A 16968-nucleotide genomic window follows, 5' to 3' on the forward strand; every position below is an offset into this window, starting at 1 on the left:
CTGCGGTTGGTTGGAATGGCAGTCTGTCGCTGCCTTATTGCCACCGTCGTTAAGGAAAGAGTAAGCCTGAGCTTCCTGCACGGTATATACCCCGAGAGAGGTATTTAGGCGCACAACGTTTCGTGGAAGGTGTATATCCGGGCTGCGCGAAACTGCGCGGAACGGCGGAGAGGAAGGGCTAGTGAGTATCGACCTGGAGACGCTGTTTGCCGCTTTCAATGCCACGGTCGGCAAGTCAGCCATGACGGATGCGGGCTTCGGCGATACGTTCCGCCAGATGATGGCCGCACTCGTGCGCTTCGACTATGTCGTCGTCTTCGCCTATCGCGGAAAAGAGCGGCCGATCGATCTCTACAGCACCTTCGATCGCGAAGAGCACGTCGTTTTCGTGACGCTCTATCAGGCCGGTCCTTACCTGCTTGATCCCTTCTATCATACCGCACACGAACGGCGGGAGGGCGTCTTCAGGATGCGCGAGCTGGCGCCGGACCGGTTCTTTTCCAGCGAATATTATCGCACCTATTACGTCCAGACCGGACTTGCCGAGGAAATCGGCTTCTTCGTACCTGTCGGTGGCGATATCACGGTCGTGTTGTCGCTAATGCGGCGCGAAAAGACCGGCGCTTTCCCGCCCGCCGAATTCGCCACGCTGAAGAAGGTCGAGCCGCTCGTGGCCAGCATGGTGAAACAGTATTGGGCCGGGCTCGCGCCGCGCTTCGACACGCAGCTTGCCGCGAGAGGCAGGAGCCGCCGCAAAAGCGAGGGCAGCCCGCGCGCCGATACTGTCTGGCACGACCTCAACCTGACGGGCCGTGAAACGGCAATCGTCGAACTGGTGCTGCAGGGCCATTCGTCGGAATCGATCGGCCTGAAGCTCAACATCTCGACGGGGACGGTGAAGGTTCACCGCCGCAACGTCTACCGCAAGCTCGGAATCTCCTCACAGACGCAGCTGCTCTCGCTTTATCTGAAAAATCTGAGCTGACCGATTGCTGCGCGCGCCGGGGCTGCAGTTAGGCGCGCGCCTCTGCCTCGCGCAGCGAAATCAGCCGTCGTGCCGTCTCGTCCCAGAGGATGAGTTTCACGCAGCTGAGGCTGTCACGAATGTTGATGCGCCCAAGCTTCGCCAGCTCCGGATAGTCACGCAGCACTTCCGGCAACCGGTAAAACGGCACTCGGCTCGATAGATGGTGGACATGGTGCATGCCGATATTGGCGGTGATCCATCGCAGCGGGCGCGGCAGATCATAATGCGAGGCGCCATGCATGGCGGAATAGGGGAACGTCCATTCCGGAGGCTTGGACCAGTGGGTATCTTCGAATTGGTGCTGAACATAGAACAACCAGACACCAGCCGATCCGGCAAGCAGAACGATTGGCAGATGGATCAGCAGAAAGGGAACGATGCCGACGGCCCAGATGAGGAGAACGGCCAGCGCAGCGATACCGGCGTTGGTCGCCATCGTCGAAAGCCAGGGCAACACCCCGGAGCGCATCATGCCGAATGGCAGTCTTTGCTTGAAGAGAAAAAGATAGGCAGGGCCAATGCCGAACATGACCAGGGGATGCCGGTATAGGCGATAGGTGAGTTTTCCTCGCCTCGTCAGGGAGCGATATTCCTCGACCGTCAGGGTGGTGATATCGCCGACCCCCCTCTCATCCAGATTGCCGGCTGAGGCATGGTGTTCCGCGTGCGCGCGTCGCCAATAGTCGTAGGGTGTGAGCGTGAGAACGCCGATCGCGCGCCCTGTCCAGTCATCCCACTGACGCCGTCCGAAGAACGAGCCGTGCCCGCAATCATGTTGCAGCATGAAGAGCCGCAGCAGGAATCCGGCGGCAGGGATGACGAGGATTAAGCCGAGCCAATAGCCGAAGTGGATCGCAACCCACGCTGCTGCCCAAAGAAGGATAAACGGGATCAGCGTCACGGCCAGTTCGTACAGGCTTCGGCCTGTATTGGGTTTTCGGTAATTCGAGAGAATCTTGAGCCAGGCTTTTTCGGTACCGGCGTCTTGGCCGGCCGTCATCGTTGCGTTCATAGTCGGTCGGCGTCTTTCTGTTGGGCAGCGCTGCGGAAGAAGTGTTCGGCATGCTGGTAGTCATTTTCTGCGCCGATCCGGTCGCCGGCTAAAGATTTCAGCTCGGCAAACTGAAGGTACTGCTTGTGTCGATCCAGCAGGCGCTGCCTCGATGGTGTAGCACTTCTATTGGGGTGGGCGAAATGGTGATTATTCATGATAGATCCGAACCGCGCGGGTTCGCTCCTGATTGTCTGAAAATGATTGCTTGAGTGCTCTGCGCAGCTTGCAACTGATGCCTTGTCTTAGGAGACTGCGGCAAGGTGCGTTAGTGAGCGGCGAGGCGGCGTTTCCGCCAGCAGATGGGGTCGTTCTGATCTGGTCTGTATGAGATCCACGCGCAGAAGCAATACTCCACTGCGGCTGCTACAAATCGCTGATGGGAAGGTGGCAAGCGCGCGTCGGCAATCGGGCAACGGAGCCTGCATCATCGAGGATACAATATCCTCGGATGTTTACGGTATTACTGCAGCATTGTGGCTGCATCACGTCCGGGATGCCTGCAAGCTATCCGGATCGAAAGAATTCTGTCGCTTCCCGCACCCGCTGTTGAGCTCGCGACCGACGCAGGCTATCAGGACGGGCAACAAAGTCCCGGTTCCGAGAGACGCATCTGACAATGACCCCTTCATACCTGGTTACGCATTCCGGCGGCTTCCACGCCGATGAGTTGCTTTCGAGCGTCATCCTGACCCGGCTGTTCCCTGAGGCCAGGATCATTCGCAGCCGAAATGTCGAATGGACCACACCGGCCACCGATCGCATCATCTACGACGTCGGCGGGCAGTATGATCCCGCCGCAGGTATTTTCGACCACCATCAGCGTGGCGCGCCCGTGCGTGGGGACGGACGGCCCTACAGTTCCTTCGGCCTGGTCTGGAAACACTATGGAGCGGATTATCTTCCAGCTCTGGGAGTGCCCGAAGCGCATGTTTCATCGGTGCATGCTTCGTTCGATGCCAAGTTCGTCCTGCCGGTCGATCTGACCGACAATGGTGCACTTGATCCTTCCATCGCAGGCGAGCTGGCCGGCCTTACGCTGCCGGCCTTGCTGGAAACCCTGAAGCCGGTTTTCGATGCCAAGGATCCCGAGGCCGATGACAGGGCGTTCCATGCCGCCCTTTCGATCGCGCGAAGCTTCGTCGAGGCCGGTATCGCGACGCAGGATGCCAAGCTGCGCGCCGAAGCCCTCGTTCTCAAGGCGATCAGCGAAACAGGCGAGGGGCGCGTCCTCGAACTGCCGATGGGCATGCCTTTTCGTGCGGCGATCGTAAGGGCGAAGGCCGATCATCTGCTTTTCGTCGTTCACCCCCGGGAAAATGACTGGTGCCTGACCGGTATCCGCCGCGCAGACGAGGGCTTCGAGCTGCGCGCCGATTTGCCTGCATCATGGGCGGGATTGACCGGCCAGGAACTCGAGCGCGTCTGCGGCGTCGCAGGAGCAACCTTCTGCCACAAAGGCCTCTTCGTCGCGGCGGCGAAAAACCGCGAAGCAGCACTTGCGATGGCACAAATCGCCGTAGACGAGGCCCTTTCGTAGGACGATCGGCGTGCGTCGGCGACGTCGTTCCGCGCTTATAAGGAAAGCCGGTCCAATGGCGGGCGACGAAGCGATTTGCCGGCCGGCTTGCGCACAGCTTCGCTTGCGATCATGGTCACCGGCATGATGATTGTTGAGGTTATGCAACGTCCTCGTCTACTGCCGCAGAGAAGCTTTCCGCGCTACGCCTATTTGCCCGGCCGAATGCCCCATCCCGTCAGGGATCCGGCAGGGCACAGTTACCGGGTCGAGCCTGCGCCGATTCTTCCGACACTCGATTCCGATGAATTCGCGTGGGGCTCTGACCTTTTCAACCATGGCTATTACTGGGAAGCCCATGAGGCCTGGGAAGGGATCTGGCAGGTCGCGGCGAGAGGCAGTGCGCTGCGCACCCTGCTTAAGGGCTTGATCCTGCTCTCTGCTGCCGGCGTGAAGATCCGCGAAGGCAAGCGCGCACCGGCCATGCGTCATGCAGGCCGCGCCGCCGGGCTGTTTCGTCAACTATCGAAAGTCCCGCATGAGGCCTTTTCGCAGGCACTCGGAATGTCGCCGGCGATGCTTGCTGACAGAGCAGAAGCATCAGCAAGCGTTCCGCCGGTTTTGCGGACGACCGGGCTGGGACAGCCCGAACCGGTTTACGATTTCATTCTTGGAAACCCACGAAGCTTCGCGCCATAAGGGATCTATTGGCAGCTCTGATTGAGACAACAACATGGGCAATCGCTACGTGCTCGGCTTTCCGATGATGATGGCCGTGGACCCAACGCTCAGTGCCCATCGCCAGCGCTCTCATCAAATTTCCATGACATCTTCAAACGATTCCGGGAAATTCTGACGTGCTACCTTTTCGTCGATGACCAGCATCGCCTCATAGGACATCGGATCGAAATCCTTGTCCACAGCCACCACTTCTCGTCCAAAGAGCAGGTTGAGCCGAGCCGCGTCCAGATTGCCACGCTCGAAGGGCTCTGCCCCGAAATGATGCCAGAGCGCATGCAGGAAGGCTGCATCGACCCCGTGCTCTGCCGTGCCGGGTCGGGCGCGGCGGGGCAGGGCCTTGATCGGCGTCACGCCCCTGGGATTGGCCCGCCGGATGGTGAACTGAATGCCGCTCCCCGGCATGCCCGATGGGAAGCCGCGGTGTTTCGTCATATCGGGAAGATTGGCCATAGCTTACTCCTTCGCAATGGGTTCGGTCCCAATATCGGGCTTGTCGATCGCAATACTCGCAGCCACACGAATAGCGGTATAGGCGCCGCTTTACGAGCGCTGCAAGGGTCTATCCATTGAATATTCCGCGACGGAATGTTGAGCGCTATGGCTGGTCCGACGTCTCTGCCATCAAGGAGATCGGCGGAACGCTACGCGCAGGCGCTGATGGCCGGCCAAATGGCGATACCCGGCGACTTTCACTCGCCGGGTATCAATCGCAAATTTACTCACTTCGGCGTGACGTCGAAGCCGAACCACTTTTCCGACAGCGTTTTGATCGTGCCATCCGCCTTTGCGGCGGCAATTGCGTCGTTGAACATGGCCTTCAACTCGGTGTCGCTCTTGCGCAGGCCAACGGAGCTGCCGCGGCCGAGGAAGCCGCCCTGGAAGCGCGGGCCGGTGGTCGTCATGTCCTCGTTGCCTGGCTTCTCGGAAGCCGTGGTCAGATAGGCCATGGACGCCATGACGATATCGACACGACCGGCCTTGAGATCGAGATCATGCTCTTCCGTCGTCTTGTATTCTCTGACATCGACGATACCCTTCAGATATTTGTCAACGAAGGTCGCTGCGGTTGAGGCCGTCTGAACGCCGATCGTCTTGCCCTGGAGCGCCGGCTTGATCTTTTCGATCTCGGCAGCAGCGCCCGCTTCATCGCTGGCGAGTGAGAAGACCTGGCCCTTTTCAGGCAGGTTTGCGAGATCGCCCGTCTTCGAGGTCGCAAAGGCCTGGCCGGTGGAGCCGTAGGAATCGCTGAAGGCGATAACCTCTTCGCGCTTGGCCGTCGCCGACATGCCGGAGATGATGGCGTCGAACTTGCCGGCGTTCAGCGCCGGGATCATGCCATCGAAATTCTGGACGACGATCTTGCACTCGACCTTCATGTGGTCGCAGAGATATTTGGTCAGCTCGATCTCGTAACCATCGAGCGAACCATCCGGCTTGGTGAAGTTATAGGGCTTGAAGGCGCCTTCGGTGGCGATCGTCACCGTCGTCCACTTCTTGTCTTCGGCATGCGCGATGCCGGCCGTCGCGATGATGGCTGCGGCTGATGTCGCCGTCAGAACCCGTGAAAAGAACGTCATGTTTTTGCTCCCCTTTTCTTTGTTTGGGCTGAGAAACTATTTGCTGATGAACTGGCGGAAACGGTCCGACCGGGAATTAGCGAAGACCTCCTGCGGCTTGCCGTCCTCTTCGACGACGCCCTGATGCAGGAAGACGACCCGGCTGGAGACATCTCGGGCAAAGCCCATTTCGTGGGTGACGACCAGCATGGTGCGACCTTCCTCGGCGAGCGCGCGCATGACGCGTAGTACTTCGCCGACGAGCTCCGGATCGAGCGCCGACGTCGGCTCGTCGAACAGCATCACCTTCGGCCGCATGGCAAGCGCGCGTGCGATCGCCGCGCGCTGCTGCTGGCCACCGGAAAGATGCGAGGGGTAGAAATTCCGCTTCTCGGCAATGCCGACCTTGGCAAGTAGCGCCTCTGCTTCCTCGATGCATTCCGCCTTCGAGCGGCCGAGGACATGCACCGGCGCCTCGATCACGTTCTCGAGCACCGTCTTGTGAGACCAGAGATTGAAACTCTGGAAGACCATGCCGAGCTGCGAGCGGATACGGTCGACCTGCCTGCGTTCCGCTGGCCGACTGCCGCCTTTGTGGTCGGCCACCATGCGGATCGTCTCGCCTGCGACGGTCACCTCGCCGGAATTCGGCATCTCCAGAAGGTTGATGCAGCGCAGAAAGGTAGACTTTCCCGAACCGGAGGAGCCAAGGATCGAGACGACATCGCCTTCATGTGCATCAAGCGAGATGCCTTTCAGGACCTCCATAGGCCCGAAGCTCTTGTGCAGATCCTTCACGCTGAGCGCGATCGGAGAAAGAGGGGCATTCGCCGCAGTCATCGGGCGTCTCCTTCGAGTGCGGATGCGGGGGCGGCCGCGGCCGCCAGATGGTGGGGAACAGGCTGGCGCAAATGCGGGCTTAGCCAATATTCGACAAGGTTTACGAGACGCGTCAGCACGAAGTTGATCGCCAGGTAGATGGCGCCTGCAACGATGAAGACTTCGATTGCCCGGTAAGTCTCGGAAATGGTCCTGGCGGCGACGCCTGTCACCTCCATCAGGGTGATGATCGAGGCGAGCGACGTTGCCTTCACCATGGCGATCATCTCGTTGCTATAAGCCGGTAGCGCCTGCCGGATTGCAAGCGGCAGAACGATGCGACGGAACTGCATAAGCCGGGGCATGCCGCAGGCGCGCGCCGCCTCGATCTGGCCGAATGGCACAGACTGAAGTCCGCCGCGAATGATCTCGCTGGCGTAGGCGGCCGTATTCATGGTCAGCGCAAGCACGGCGCACCAATAGGGTTCACGCAGGAACGGCCAGAAGATGCTGTGCCTGACCTCGGGAAACTGGCCGAGCCCGTAATAGATCAGGAAGATCTGCACGAGCAGCGGCGTTCCGCGGAAGACGAAGACATAGGCGCGCGCAAACCATTCGAGCACCATGATGCCGGAGAGCCGGCACAGTGCGATCGCCAGCGCCAGGATGGCACCGAGCGCGATCGAGGTCGCCGCAAGTTGAAGCGTCAGCGGAATGGCGGAAACGAGACTGACGAAGGTTTCGCCGAGAAATTGCCAATCCATCAGCCTCTCCTCACGCCGCGAGAGAAGTGCTTCTCGGCCCGCCTTAGGAAAAGTCCGGAACCGGTTGAAATAATAAGATAGATCGCCCCCGCGACAACATAGAAATCGAAGGGGAGACCGGTCGAGCCTGCCGCTACCTGTGTCTGGCGAAGCAGTTCGGCGACGCCGGTGATGGACACGAGCGCGGACTCTTTCAGAACGACCTGCCAGACGTTGCCAAGGCCCGGCAGCGCGTGGCGAAGCGTCAGCGGCGCGACGATACGGCGGAACCGCAACGCTCGGCCCATGCCGCAGGCAATGGCAGCTTCGATCTCACCGGGATGGACGGCCTTGAACGCCCCACGGAAAACTTCGGTAAATTGCGCACCTGAGGTGACGCCGACAGCAAGAGATCCCGCGAGGAAACCCGGAAAGCCGAGGAAGCCTTCAGCGCCGAACAGCCGGCCTAGAGCAGTGACGGCGGCGCTGCCGCCGAAATAGAAGAGGTAGATGACCAAGAGATCCGGTATGCCCCGAAGGATCGTCGTATAGGCGTCTGCGGCGATCCTGAGGCCGCGCCCGCCCGATATCTTCGCCCAGGCGCCGAAAGTGCCGATGAGGGCGCCGATCGCATAACCGAAAATCGCAACCAGAATCGTCATCCACGCGCCGGCCAGCAGCGCCTTGCCCCAACCATCGGGGCCGAAGCTTATGAGCTCGAGGATCCCGGGCTGGTTCATGGTGTCTGCTTCTCCGGCAGCAGCGGCTGAACGTCATCGGGAATCGGATTGACGAATGGCGTCCCATCGAGGCGGCCCCTCAGGTCCGCCTTGGCCGCCTCGATGAGTGCCGGATTGCGGATCAGGTCGATGGCGGTGCTGGCCATAACCTTTGCCGCGTGTTCCGTGCCTTTATGGGCTGCCGGAAGCTTGCCCTGAGCAACCAGCTGCCAGGAGTGACCGGGCGTGCCGATCGCATAGGTCGCGCCGCGCATCTGTACCGTTGGTACGACCCAGCTGACGCTCCCCACATCGGTCGAGCCGACGATTGTGCTGTCGCCGGCATAGAGCGGGAAGATTTCCTCGCAAAGCGGCTGGTCCTTCTTCGGCTTAAGACCGAAGCGCGCGTAGGAAGAGGCGATGTCCTCGGCGCTCATGGTTGCCTGGAATGTCCGGGCAGTGGCGCGGTCGTCTTCATCGAAGACGGGCGGGCCGAGGCGTTCGAGGTTGGCAAACATCAGTTCTTCGAGCGGAACGTTGCCGACGAGATTGGCGTCACCACTGATCACTTCGCTGCGGACCGACGTCTCGGTCATGAGGGCTGCGCCCTCCGCGACCTTCTTGACGCGGGCGACGAGCGACAGGAGTTCAGGCAGGTTCCGGGCGCGGATGAGATAGCGCACCGTCGCACGGGCCTGCACCACATTCGGGGCCGACCCGCCGGTATCGGTCACGGCATAATGGATACGCGCCGTCGAGGGCATATGCTCGCGCATATAATTGACGCCGACATTCATCAGCTCAACGGCATCGAGTGCGCTGCGGCCGAGATGAGGCGTTGCCGAGGCATGCGAGGAGCGACCGGTGAAGTGGAAGTTGAGTTCGTTACAGGCAAGCGAAACCGGGTTATTGACGCCGGCAAAGGCAGCCGGGTGCCAGCAAATGGCAATGTCGACGTCATCGAAGACACCCGCGCGAACCATGAAGCCCTTGGAGGACCCGCCTTCTTCTGCCGGACAGCCGTAATAGCGCACGCGACCCTTGAGGCCGTTTGCCGCGAGGAAATCCTTCACCGCGGCTGCTGCAAGCATCGAACCGGCGCCGAGCAAGTTGTGGCCGCATCCATGGCCATTGCCATTTGCCGTCGCCTCACGCTTTTCAGCGAGACCGGCCTCCTGGCTAAGCCCCGGCAGCGCATCGAATTCTCCGAGAATCGCGATAATAGGGCCCCCTTCGCCGGCTTCGCCCATGACAGCCGTCGGCAGTCCCGCGACGCCACGCTCGACACGAAATCCTTCCGCTTCCAGCTGGCGCGCGTGCTCCTCAGCGGAGCGATACTCCTCGTAATTCGTCTCTGGCATATCCCAGATCCGGTCGCTGAGCGCAAAAAAGGCTTCGCGCTTGGCTTCGACGATGTCCCACACGGCAACAGAGTTTTTCATGACTTCCAAAACAGTTTCATTTTGCATAGTATCCAAAATTGGCGCCAATTTAGGATACAAAAAATTTATGCGCAATCCATGTGCACGAATAAATTTTCATCACGGCAAACTGTTTCGGCTGCCTTACGGACATGCCTCAGCCCGTGATATCGATGAAGAAAGTCAGGGGAAGTTCGAATGGCGGATGTCATGATGGATTCGGAGCAGGGGACGTCTGCCGGGCGCGACGTGACAGACCTCGTGCTTCAGGATATCCTGGCTGGTGTGCTTCTGCCCGGAACGTGGCTGAAGCAGATCGATCTCGAGCGACGTTACAGTTGCACGCGGCCTGAAGTGCGCCGGGCTCTCGATCGCCTCGCCCAGAAGAGGCTTGTCGAACATGTGCCGAACCGCGGCTACCATGTCTATGAGCCGGACGGTCGGCGCGCGCGGGAAGTCAGCGAGATCCGCATCATCCTGGAAACGGCCATCGTCGGAACGATAATTCAAAACGCGTCGCCGGCAGACATCACCAATCTGCGCGGACTGGCAGAGCAGTTCGACTTCATGGTGCTGAATGGCACGATGCTGGAACTCTATGAAGCAAATCTCGCCTTTCATCGCCAGTTGCTGATCCTCGGCGGCAATCAGGAACTGGTCGACCTCATCACGGAAATTCGCCAGCGGACCTCATCGGCGCCGGTCTCACAGTGGCGCACGCGCGCCCGTGTGGAACAGTCGGGCCGAGAGCACCACCTGATGGTCGATGCAATCGAAGCTGCCGATACGGAGCGCCTGAAGGAACTGGTGCGACAACACATTCTTCAGGGCTAAACGCGTCTAACCTATCCCGCCAATCACTTCGCCGTCGTTGTAACTTGCAGCCGCGACCGCCCATAAGGCGAGAACGTACCGTAAATCTGGGGCTTCGAATTGTAGTCGATAAATTTCCGAACCCGTAACATAGTACCTGCTAGTTTTTGATCGTAGCCGGTCGAACGGGTTTCGAGGCCATTCGAGCGAAAGGCAACATGACGAGGCCGGGCATGCGAGGACAGCTTCAGCAGGAAATCTTGGATATGCTGGCACGAGGGTCTTCCCTCGAAGACGCCTGCGATCGTATTTGCGAGCATGCTGAACGGCTTGCAGCCGGCGTCATTTGCTCAATCGTGACCGTTGACCGCGAAGGGCTCCTGCATCCTTTGGCGGGGCCAACGATCGCCAAAACCTATTCGGATGCGCTCGACGGAATACCGATTGGGCCTGATGTTGGCTCATGCGGCACGGCTGCCCATTTCCGCAGGCCGATCGCCGTCACCGATATCTTTGCAGACCCGCTCTGGATCCCCTATCGGCCGCTTGCCGACATCCTTGCGAAAGAACATGGCGTCAAGGCCTGTTGGTCGAGCCCCATACTGCGCAGCGACGGACGCGTGCTCGGCGCGTTCGGATTTTACTACAAGGACAATCGTGGCCCCACGCCCGAAGAACGCATGATCGTCGCCGAGTGCCTCGACCTTTGCTCGCTGGTGCTCGAGCGCGAGGAGGTGAAAGCCGATAATCAAAGGCTCGCCTTTTTCGACAATCTCACCGGCTTCGGCAACCGTGCCAACTTTTTGAAGACGCTGGAGGCCGCGGTCGACCGTGCCTCCGCGCCTCTTTCGGTTCTGCTCGTCGATATCGATCATCTCGGCCGGGTCAACGACGCCTTCGGGCATGCGACCGGCGACAGATTGATCCTGGAGGTCGGTCAAACGGTTGCACGGATCGCGGCGCCGGCGGCGATCTTCAGGGTGGATGCCGATGAGTTCGCAGTATTGATCGAAAATCGTTCCGCAACGGACCTATCCGCGGTTTCGGCAGAAATTCTACGTGCTATGGAGAACCGGACGCCGCAGCGCGACGAACATCTCCTGCCGGTCTCGGTCACGTGCGGGGGCGCAACCTTCGAACCGTCCGGGCCACCCGACGTTCCGACCTTTCTGCAACATGCAAATCTCGCACTCCACCATGCCAAGCAGACAGCCAGAGGCGGTTTTGTGCTTTACAGCGACGATCTTGCCGGGGCGATCGCAAACCGGTTTCGGGCGCTGCAGACAGTGACGAGCGCCTTGGCCGAAGATCGGATAGAGGCGCATTACCAACCGATTGTCAGCCTTCCAACGCAGGAAATCATTGGCCTTGAGGCTTTGTGCCGCATTCGTACGGACGGTGGCCAGATCCTTTCACCCGGCGCGTTTGCCGAGGCGCTCCAGGATCCGTCGGTGGGCTATCTCCTGACAGACCGGATGCTGGAGCAGGTCGCCCGCGACATCCGATACTGGCTCGATCTCGGGCTCTCGTTTCAATATGTCAGCGTCAACGTATCGATGGCGGATTTCAATCAGGGAAATCTCTGCGAGCGGATCAAAAGCGTTTTTGCCCGCCACCGCACGCCCCTCAAGCATGTCGTGCTCGAGGTCACCGAAACGGTCTATATGGACGAAAAAGACGGGAAGGTCGCAAAAGCGATCGAGGAGCTTCGACGGGAAGGGCTGCTTGTGGCGCTCGATGATTTCGGCACGGGGTATGCCTCGCTCACGCATCTGCTGAATTTCCCCGTCGACATCATCAAGATTGACAAGACCTTCATTGACCGGATGTCCGACGGACCCGGCACCGTCATCGTCAAAGCCCTTCTCGACATGTCGATCGGTCTTGGTACACGGATTGTGGCCGAAGGTGTGGAAACGGAAGATCAGGCAGAACGTCTGCGGCGCCTCGGATGCCCCTATGTGCAGGGATATCTGTTCGGCCGTCCGGTTGACCGCGACAGGGCAACGGAAGCGTTGCGAGCCGAGGCTCCCCTTCGGCAAGCAAGGCGAAGCGAAAACTCAAGCGGCCCGTGACCTTGATACGCTGACGATCAGGCGCGTCAGATAACGCGATTACTGTGACGACAACTGAGCTGCGCTCACTCTGCAGCCTCGTTGTGGCGTTCGAGATAATTCCCCTTCAGGAAGGACTGGTAGGCGTCTGCAATGCCCTCCTTCAGGCCTATCTTCGGTGACCAGCCGAGCGCGCGGAGCTTGTCGGCGCTCATGAGCTTGCGTGGCGTGCCGTCCGGTTTGGTGAGGTCCCGCGTGATCTCGCCTTCGAATCCGACGACCTCTGCGACAAGCCCTGCCAATTCCAGGATGCTGATGTCTTCGCCTGAGCCGACATTCACATGACTTTCGGCGGAATAGGTCTTCATGAGATGGACGCAGGCGTCGGCGCAATCATCGACATGCAGGAACTCGCGCAGCGGCGTTCCCGTGCCCCAGATGCGTATTTCCTGCTCGCCGTTGAGCTTGGCCTCATGCGCTTTGCGTATCAGCGCCGGCATGACATGGCTTGAATCGAGGTCAAAATTGTCGCCTGGCCCATAGAGATTGGTGGGCATGGCCGAGATGAAATCCTTGCCATGCTGTTTTCGGTAGGCAGCGCAAAGCTTCAGTCCGGCAATTTTGGCGATCGCGTACCATTCATTCGTGGGTTCGAGCGACCCGGTGAGAAGCGCCTCTTCGACGATCGGCTGATCGGCGAACTTCGGGTAGATGCAGGACGAACCCAGGAACATCAGCTTTTCGACGCGAACTTTACAAGCGGCGTGGATGACGTTCGCCTCGAGGATAAGGTTGTCGTAGAGGAAGTCGGCCGGATAGGTATCATTGGCGAGAATACCGCCGACCTTCGCAGCCGCCAGAAAGACGGCATCGGGACGGTTTTTCCCCATCCATGCCTCCACCTGATCCTGCCGCCTCAGATCGACCTCGGCGTGCAGGGCCGTCAAGATCTCGCAGCCCTCGGACGCGAGACGCCGTACGATCGCAGAGCCCACCATGCCGCGGTGCCCCGCGACATAGACTTTTTTTCCGGCAAGGCTGTAGATGACCTCAGGCATGGACCAGGCCCTTGTTCGCACCGACCAAGGGAACATTGCGGGCCATGACTTTCAGGTCCTCGCGAACCATCTCCGCAACCAGCTGGTCAAGACTGATCTCGTTTTTCCAGCCGAGCTTTGTATGCGCCTTTGTCGGATCACCGAGCAGAAGGTCGACTTCAGTGGGCCGAAAATAGGCAGGGTCGACCTCCACCACGCAGCGGCCGGATATCTTGTCGTACCCCTTTTCCTCGGCACCCTCCCCACGCCAATCAATCGGCATGCCTACCCTGGCAAAGGCCTTCTCGACAAAAGAGCGAACCGAATGCGTTTCGCCGGTCGCAAGAACATAATCCTCCGGTTCGTCCTGCTGCAGCATCAGCCACATGCCGCGGACATATTCTCGTGCATGTCCCCAATCGCGCTTGGCATCCAGATTGCCGAGATAGAGCCGGTCCTGCAGGCCGAGATGGATGGCAGCCGCCGCCCGGGTGATCTTGCGGGTCACGAAGGTTTCGCCACGGATCGGGCTTTCATGGTTGAACAGGATGCCGTTCGAGGCATGCATGCCATAAGCCTCGCGATAATTCACGACGATCCAATAGGCATAGAGCTTGGCAGCCGCGTAGGGGGATCGAGGGTAGAAAGGCGTCGTTTCGTTCTGCGGGACCGCCTGAACTTTGCCGTAGAGTTCGGAGGTGGATGCCTGATAGAAACGGGTCTTCTTGGTCAGGCCCAGTAGGCGAATAGCTTCAAGCAGCCGCAGAGTGCCCGTCCCATCCGCGTTGGCGGTGTATTCCGGCGTCTCGAAAGACACCTGGACGTGGCTTTGTGCGGCAAGATTGTAGATCTCGTCGGGCTGCGTTTCCTGGACGATCCGGATGAGGTTTGTCGCGTCGGTCATATCTCCGTAGTGCAGGATGAAGCGCGGATTCTCGACATGAGGATCCTCGTAGAGATGCTCGATGCGATTGGTGTTGAAGGACGACGAACGCCGCTTGATGCCGTGAACAATATAGCCCTTGTCCAGGAGCAACTCGGCCAGATACGCACCGTCCTGACCTGTTACGCCGGTAATCAGTGCAACTTTCCTGTCATGTCTCATTCCGGTATCCATGATCGCTCTCCAACTCGAATACTAACGCTGTTTCTGGGAAGTCGATGCTGCAAGAGACGGGCGTTATGCCGCCCCATGCAGGTGCAATGCCTCGCCGAATGCCATCGACAGGCGGTATTTCGGTGTTTGAACGGCGGTTCCCGCCTTGCCTGTGATGCGGTGATCGAAACGTCTGGCCCTCATTTTTGCATCCCCAGATACGGGTGCAGCCAACGCAGGGTGAACCATGCCGCGATCGGCGATGTCTCGAAATTCTGATAGGTCATCAACGACCTTGCGTACAATTCGGAGTCACGGAAGTTATATTTGGCGTGCTGTTTGGGTTTGACATTGTTGATGGCGACGACGATGTCGGCATTGCGGGCGCTTCTGAGCTGCTGCAGGCAGAATTCGGCGGCCCGTCGGCTGGTCTTTGCCCATTGCACGACCATCAGCGTTCGCTCAGTGAGCGCCGTCAGATGCATCGTATCGGCCGAGGCGAGCACGGGCGCGCTGTCGAAGATGACGATCTGGCCCCTGGCGCGGGCCATATCGATGATCTCGGCCACGTCGGTCAAACGCACGCGCCGCTGCAGACGGGGGTTGCCGGTCGGGATGAAGTCGATACCGCTCGGATGGTGATAGACGACGTCCTCAAGACTTGCCTGCCCACTCAGGAACTCATTCAGCCCCTGTTTCAGGCCGGACCTGAACAGCGTGTCGAGATGTCCGCGCCGGATGTCGCTGTCGACAAGCAGCACCGGCGTTCCGTTGGCGGCCAGTTCGATTGCCAGCGATCCGGCCACCAGCGATTTGCCTTCGCCGCTATGGGCCGAGGTCACGGCAATGCTGTTCGGCAGCTTTCCGCCATTGGCCTGCTTGAGCGAGATCATCACGGTGCGGATCGCTTCGTCGAACATGCCGATCTGCGTTTGCCCGAACAGCCGCGACGGATCTCTCCGGTCTTTGCGTCTCAAATGCGGGACGAAGCCGGCCGGCACGATGCGCGCCATTGTGGTGATCTGGTCGAAGCTGCGCACCGTCCGGTCCATCATCTCGACCACGAAGGCGGCCGTCACCGCAATCGAGATCGACGCGAAGAAGGCGCCGATCAGATAGAACAGCCGGCTGCGCCCCTGCGGCACGAGCGGCACTGCAGCCGGTGAGAGAACCTCGAGTTCGGCGCCCGGCAGCATGGCCTGTCCGACCAGGCTGCGGCGCTGCTCCTCTAGCTTGTCCAGGGCTGTCTGTTCCTTGTCGGCAACGCGCTGCAGCCGCACCAGCTCGGTCTGCGCCAGCGAAGAGCGGGACCGTTGCTCATAGGCGGCCGTCAGTGCCGATCGGACTGTGCGATCCTCGTCATCAAGGGCGGTCAGCTTGGCGCGCATGGACTGCAGGTACCGGTCGACCGCAGTGCTGAGATCGGCGCGGGACGTGTCGATCTTTGCCCGCAGGTCGACCACGGCGGGAGCATCGTTGCCATAGATGTCGAGAAGGCGCGCAAGATCCTGTTGCTGGGTCCGCAGGTCGCCTTGCATCACGCCGATGCTGTCGGGAATGGCTTTGTTCTGAGCGGCAAGCGAAGGGTCGTGGGCTGCTTCCAGCGCGGCAATCGTATCCTTGATGTCGGCGCGGCTTTGTCCGATCTTCGTCTGCCGGTCGCTGAGCTCGACGATCGCCTTGATCTGTTCGCTCTGATCATCGTCATTTTGAACGACGCCCATCGTTTGCTGATAGGTGTCGGCGGCATCGCGGGCTGCCTTGGCGCGATCCTGCTGTTCGCCGATGCGCTGGCCGATCCATGCTTCCGCCGTGTCCAGGCTGCTGCGGATACTGTCCTTGCGCTCTTCAAGATAGATGCTGATGAGCCGGTTCGGGACGGCGGCTGCCAGTTCGGCATCGCCGGCCGTAAAGCCGATCTGGACGACGTCGCTCTGGCCGTCGCGCCATACGCTGAGTGCCTTGTAATAGGCCTGGATGATCGGCTCGAGACTGCCTCCTGCCGACTGCGACGGCTTATCGCTGCTCACCAGGCCGCGCAACGTTGCCCTGATCTCATCGACAACAGAGGCCTGGCGCAAGGCCGGGTTGAACTCCGGCCGCTCGTCGAGCCGCAAGTCGCGAATGACCCGCTCCGCCACGCTTCTGGACAGAAGCCGCTCGGTCTCGGAGGTGACGTTCAGCGGCGCATTGTTGCCGGCATCGCCGGTGCTCAGCGCGGTTGCCAGGGGCTTGTGGATCATCAGCCGTGACCCGGCGTGATAGCTCGGCTTCAACCCCGATATCAGCACGATGGAAGCCGCCATCAGCACAACCATCAGCGCCACAATCATCACCATCCGGCGACGGAGCAAACGTAATCCCGATGTCAG

The 16968-nt window shown here is 60.0% G+C and carries 16 protein-coding genes; 5 read left to right on the forward strand and 11 right to left on the reverse strand.

Translation table 11 applies throughout. The features are described 5' to 3' along the window. Nucleotides 1-181: 181 nt before the first annotated feature. Complete coding sequence (locus AC1DTN_RS14435; protein WP_442207561.1) at nucleotides 182-985, forward strand: helix-turn-helix transcriptional regulator; 804 nt, start codon at nucleotides 182-184, stop codon at nucleotides 983-985. Between the two features lie 28 nt (nucleotides 986-1013). Here AC1DTN_RS14435 and AC1DTN_RS14440 read toward each other — a convergent pair whose 3' ends face one another. Together AC1DTN_RS14440 and AC1DTN_RS14445 are read right to left on the reverse strand one after the other, a co-directional pair. Further along, a complete protein-coding gene (locus AC1DTN_RS14440) occupies nucleotides 1014-2039 on the reverse strand; it encodes a fatty acid desaturase (RefSeq protein ID WP_442207562.1) in 1026 nt (341 codons plus the stop codon). After that, nucleotides 2036-2236: a DUF4167 domain-containing protein gene (locus tag AC1DTN_RS14445; protein ID WP_113320331.1), complete on the reverse strand. Its 201-nt coding sequence runs from the start codon at nucleotides 2234-2236 to the stop codon at nucleotides 2036-2038. Before AC1DTN_RS14445 ends, AC1DTN_RS14440 begins: the two co-directional genes overlap by 4 nt. Nucleotides 2237-2697: 461 nt before the next feature. Between AC1DTN_RS14445 and AC1DTN_RS14450 the strand changes: the two genes are divergently transcribed. Then, the gene (locus AC1DTN_RS14450) at nucleotides 2698-3618 is read left to right on the forward strand and encodes an MYG1 family protein (protein WP_442207563.1); all 921 of its coding nucleotides are present in this window, start codon (nucleotides 2698-2700) and stop codon (nucleotides 3616-3618) included. A 111-nt stretch (nucleotides 3619-3729) separates the two neighbouring features. Further along, nucleotides 3730-4296 carry a DUF309 domain-containing protein gene (locus tag AC1DTN_RS14455; protein ID WP_477921497.1) on the forward strand — a complete coding sequence of 189 codons (567 nt, stop codon included), beginning with the start codon at nucleotides 3730-3732 and terminating at the stop codon, nucleotides 4294-4296. Between the two features lie 114 nt (nucleotides 4297-4410). Here the strand turns inward: AC1DTN_RS14455 and AC1DTN_RS14460 are convergent, their stop codons facing one another. From AC1DTN_RS14460 to AC1DTN_RS14485, 6 genes are all read right to left on the reverse strand, one after another. Then, entirely contained in the window at nucleotides 4411-4788 is a 378-nt protein-coding gene (locus AC1DTN_RS14460; RefSeq protein ID WP_442207565.1) for a hypothetical protein, read from the reverse strand. Nucleotides 4789-5057: 269 nt separating this feature from the next. Next, on the reverse strand, nucleotides 5058-5915 hold the full coding sequence (locus AC1DTN_RS14465; protein WP_439018044.1) for a transporter substrate-binding domain-containing protein: 858 nt from the start codon (nucleotides 5913-5915) through the stop codon (nucleotides 5058-5060). Nucleotides 5916-5951: 36 nt separating this feature from the next. Then, nucleotides 5952-6734 carry an ABC transporter ATP-binding protein gene (locus AC1DTN_RS14470; RefSeq protein WP_007826854.1) on the reverse strand — a complete coding sequence of 261 codons (783 nt, stop codon included), beginning with the start codon at nucleotides 6732-6734 and terminating at the stop codon, nucleotides 5952-5954. Continuing rightward, a complete protein-coding gene (locus tag AC1DTN_RS14475) occupies nucleotides 6731-7477 on the reverse strand; it encodes an ABC transporter permease (protein WP_442207566.1) in 747 nt (248 codons plus the stop codon). Before AC1DTN_RS14475 ends, AC1DTN_RS14470 begins: the two co-directional genes overlap by 4 nt. Next, complete coding sequence (locus AC1DTN_RS14480) at nucleotides 7477-8196, reverse strand: ABC transporter permease (RefSeq protein ID WP_477921500.1); 720 nt, start codon at nucleotides 8194-8196, stop codon at nucleotides 7477-7479. The genes AC1DTN_RS14475 and AC1DTN_RS14480 overlap by 1 nt, the downstream gene beginning before the upstream one ends. Further along, nucleotides 8193-9617 (reverse strand): M20 family metallopeptidase, encoded by a 1425-nt coding sequence (locus AC1DTN_RS14485; RefSeq protein WP_442207568.1) that lies wholly within the window; start codon nucleotides 9615-9617, stop codon nucleotides 8193-8195. Before AC1DTN_RS14485 ends, AC1DTN_RS14480 begins: the two co-directional genes overlap by 4 nt. A 177-nt stretch (nucleotides 9618-9794) precedes the next feature. Here AC1DTN_RS14485 and AC1DTN_RS14490 point away from each other — a divergent pair, with 177 nt between their 5' ends. Next, nucleotides 9795-10430 carry a GntR family transcriptional regulator gene (locus AC1DTN_RS14490; protein WP_442207569.1) on the forward strand — a complete coding sequence of 212 codons (636 nt, stop codon included), beginning with the start codon at nucleotides 9795-9797 and terminating at the stop codon, nucleotides 10428-10430. Nucleotides 10431-10642: 212 nt separating this feature from the next. Beyond that, entirely contained in the window at nucleotides 10643-12484 is a 1842-nt protein-coding gene (locus AC1DTN_RS14495; protein WP_442207570.1) for a bifunctional diguanylate cyclase/phosphodiesterase, read from the forward strand. 65 nt (nucleotides 12485-12549) lie between these two features. Here the strand turns inward: AC1DTN_RS14495 and fcl are convergent, their stop codons facing one another. The 3 genes from fcl to AC1DTN_RS14510 all read right to left on the reverse strand — a co-directional run. Continuing rightward, entirely contained in the window at nucleotides 12550-13521 is a 972-nt protein-coding gene (gene fcl / locus AC1DTN_RS14500) for a GDP-L-fucose synthase (protein ID WP_442207571.1), read from the reverse strand. After that, a complete protein-coding gene (gene gmd, locus AC1DTN_RS14505) occupies nucleotides 13514-14617 on the reverse strand; it encodes a GDP-mannose 4,6-dehydratase (protein ID WP_007826842.1) in 1104 nt (367 codons plus the stop codon). The genes fcl and gmd overlap by 8 nt, the downstream gene beginning before the upstream one ends. 179 nt (nucleotides 14618-14796) lie before the next feature. Further along, the coding region (locus tag AC1DTN_RS14510) for a GumC family protein (RefSeq protein WP_477921503.1) at nucleotides 14797-16968 on the reverse strand (2172 nt) is incomplete at its 5' end.

The organism is Rhizobium sp. 01T444 (assembly GCF_056398305.1).

What these genes read in the sequence shown, in the direction of transcription:
- AC1DTN_RS14465 (WP_439018044.1), bottom strand. Translation starts at nt 5,915, where the DNA reads ATGACGTTCTTTTCACGGGTTCTGACGGCGACATCAGCCGCAGCCATC.
- fcl (WP_442207571.1), bottom strand. Translation starts at nt 13,521, where the DNA reads ATGCCTGAGGTCATCTACAGCCTTGCCGGAAAAAAAGTCTATGTCGCG.
- AC1DTN_RS14495 (WP_442207570.1), top strand. Translation starts at nt 10,643, where the DNA reads ATGCGAGGACAGCTTCAGCAGGAAATCTTGGATATGCTGGCACGAGGG.
- gmd (WP_007826842.1), bottom strand. Translation starts at nt 14,617, where the DNA reads ATGGATACCGGAATGAGACATGACAGGAAAGTTGCACTGATTACCGGC.
- AC1DTN_RS14450 (WP_442207563.1), top strand. Translation starts at nt 2,698, where the DNA reads ATGACCCCTTCATACCTGGTTACGCATTCCGGCGGCTTCCACGCCGAT.
- AC1DTN_RS14470 (WP_007826854.1), bottom strand. Translation starts at nt 6,734, where the DNA reads ATGACTGCGGCGAATGCCCCTCTTTCTCCGATCGCGCTCAGCGTGAAG.
- AC1DTN_RS14445 (WP_113320331.1), bottom strand. Translation starts at nt 2,236, where the DNA reads ATGAATAATCACCATTTCGCCCACCCCAATAGAAGTGCTACACCATCG.
- AC1DTN_RS14475 (WP_442207566.1), bottom strand. Translation starts at nt 7,477, where the DNA reads ATGGATTGGCAATTTCTCGGCGAAACCTTCGTCAGTCTCGTTTCCGCC.
- AC1DTN_RS14480 (WP_477921500.1), bottom strand. Translation starts at nt 8,196, where the DNA reads ATGAACCAGCCCGGGATCCTCGAGCTCATAAGCTTCGGCCCCGATGGT.
- AC1DTN_RS14460 (WP_442207565.1), bottom strand. Translation starts at nt 4,788, where the DNA reads ATGGCCAATCTTCCCGATATGACGAAACACCGCGGCTTCCCATCGGGC.
- AC1DTN_RS14440 (WP_442207562.1), bottom strand. Translation starts at nt 2,039, where the DNA reads ATGAACGCAACGATGACGGCCGGCCAAGACGCCGGTACCGAAAAAGCC.
- AC1DTN_RS14455 (WP_477921497.1), top strand. Translation starts at nt 3,730, where the DNA reads ATGGTCACCGGCATGATGATTGTTGAGGTTATGCAACGTCCTCGTCTA.
- AC1DTN_RS14485 (WP_442207568.1), bottom strand. Translation starts at nt 9,617, where the DNA reads ATGAAAAACTCTGTTGCCGTGTGGGACATCGTCGAAGCCAAGCGCGAA.
- AC1DTN_RS14490 (WP_442207569.1), top strand. Translation starts at nt 9,795, where the DNA reads ATGGCGGATGTCATGATGGATTCGGAGCAGGGGACGTCTGCCGGGCGC.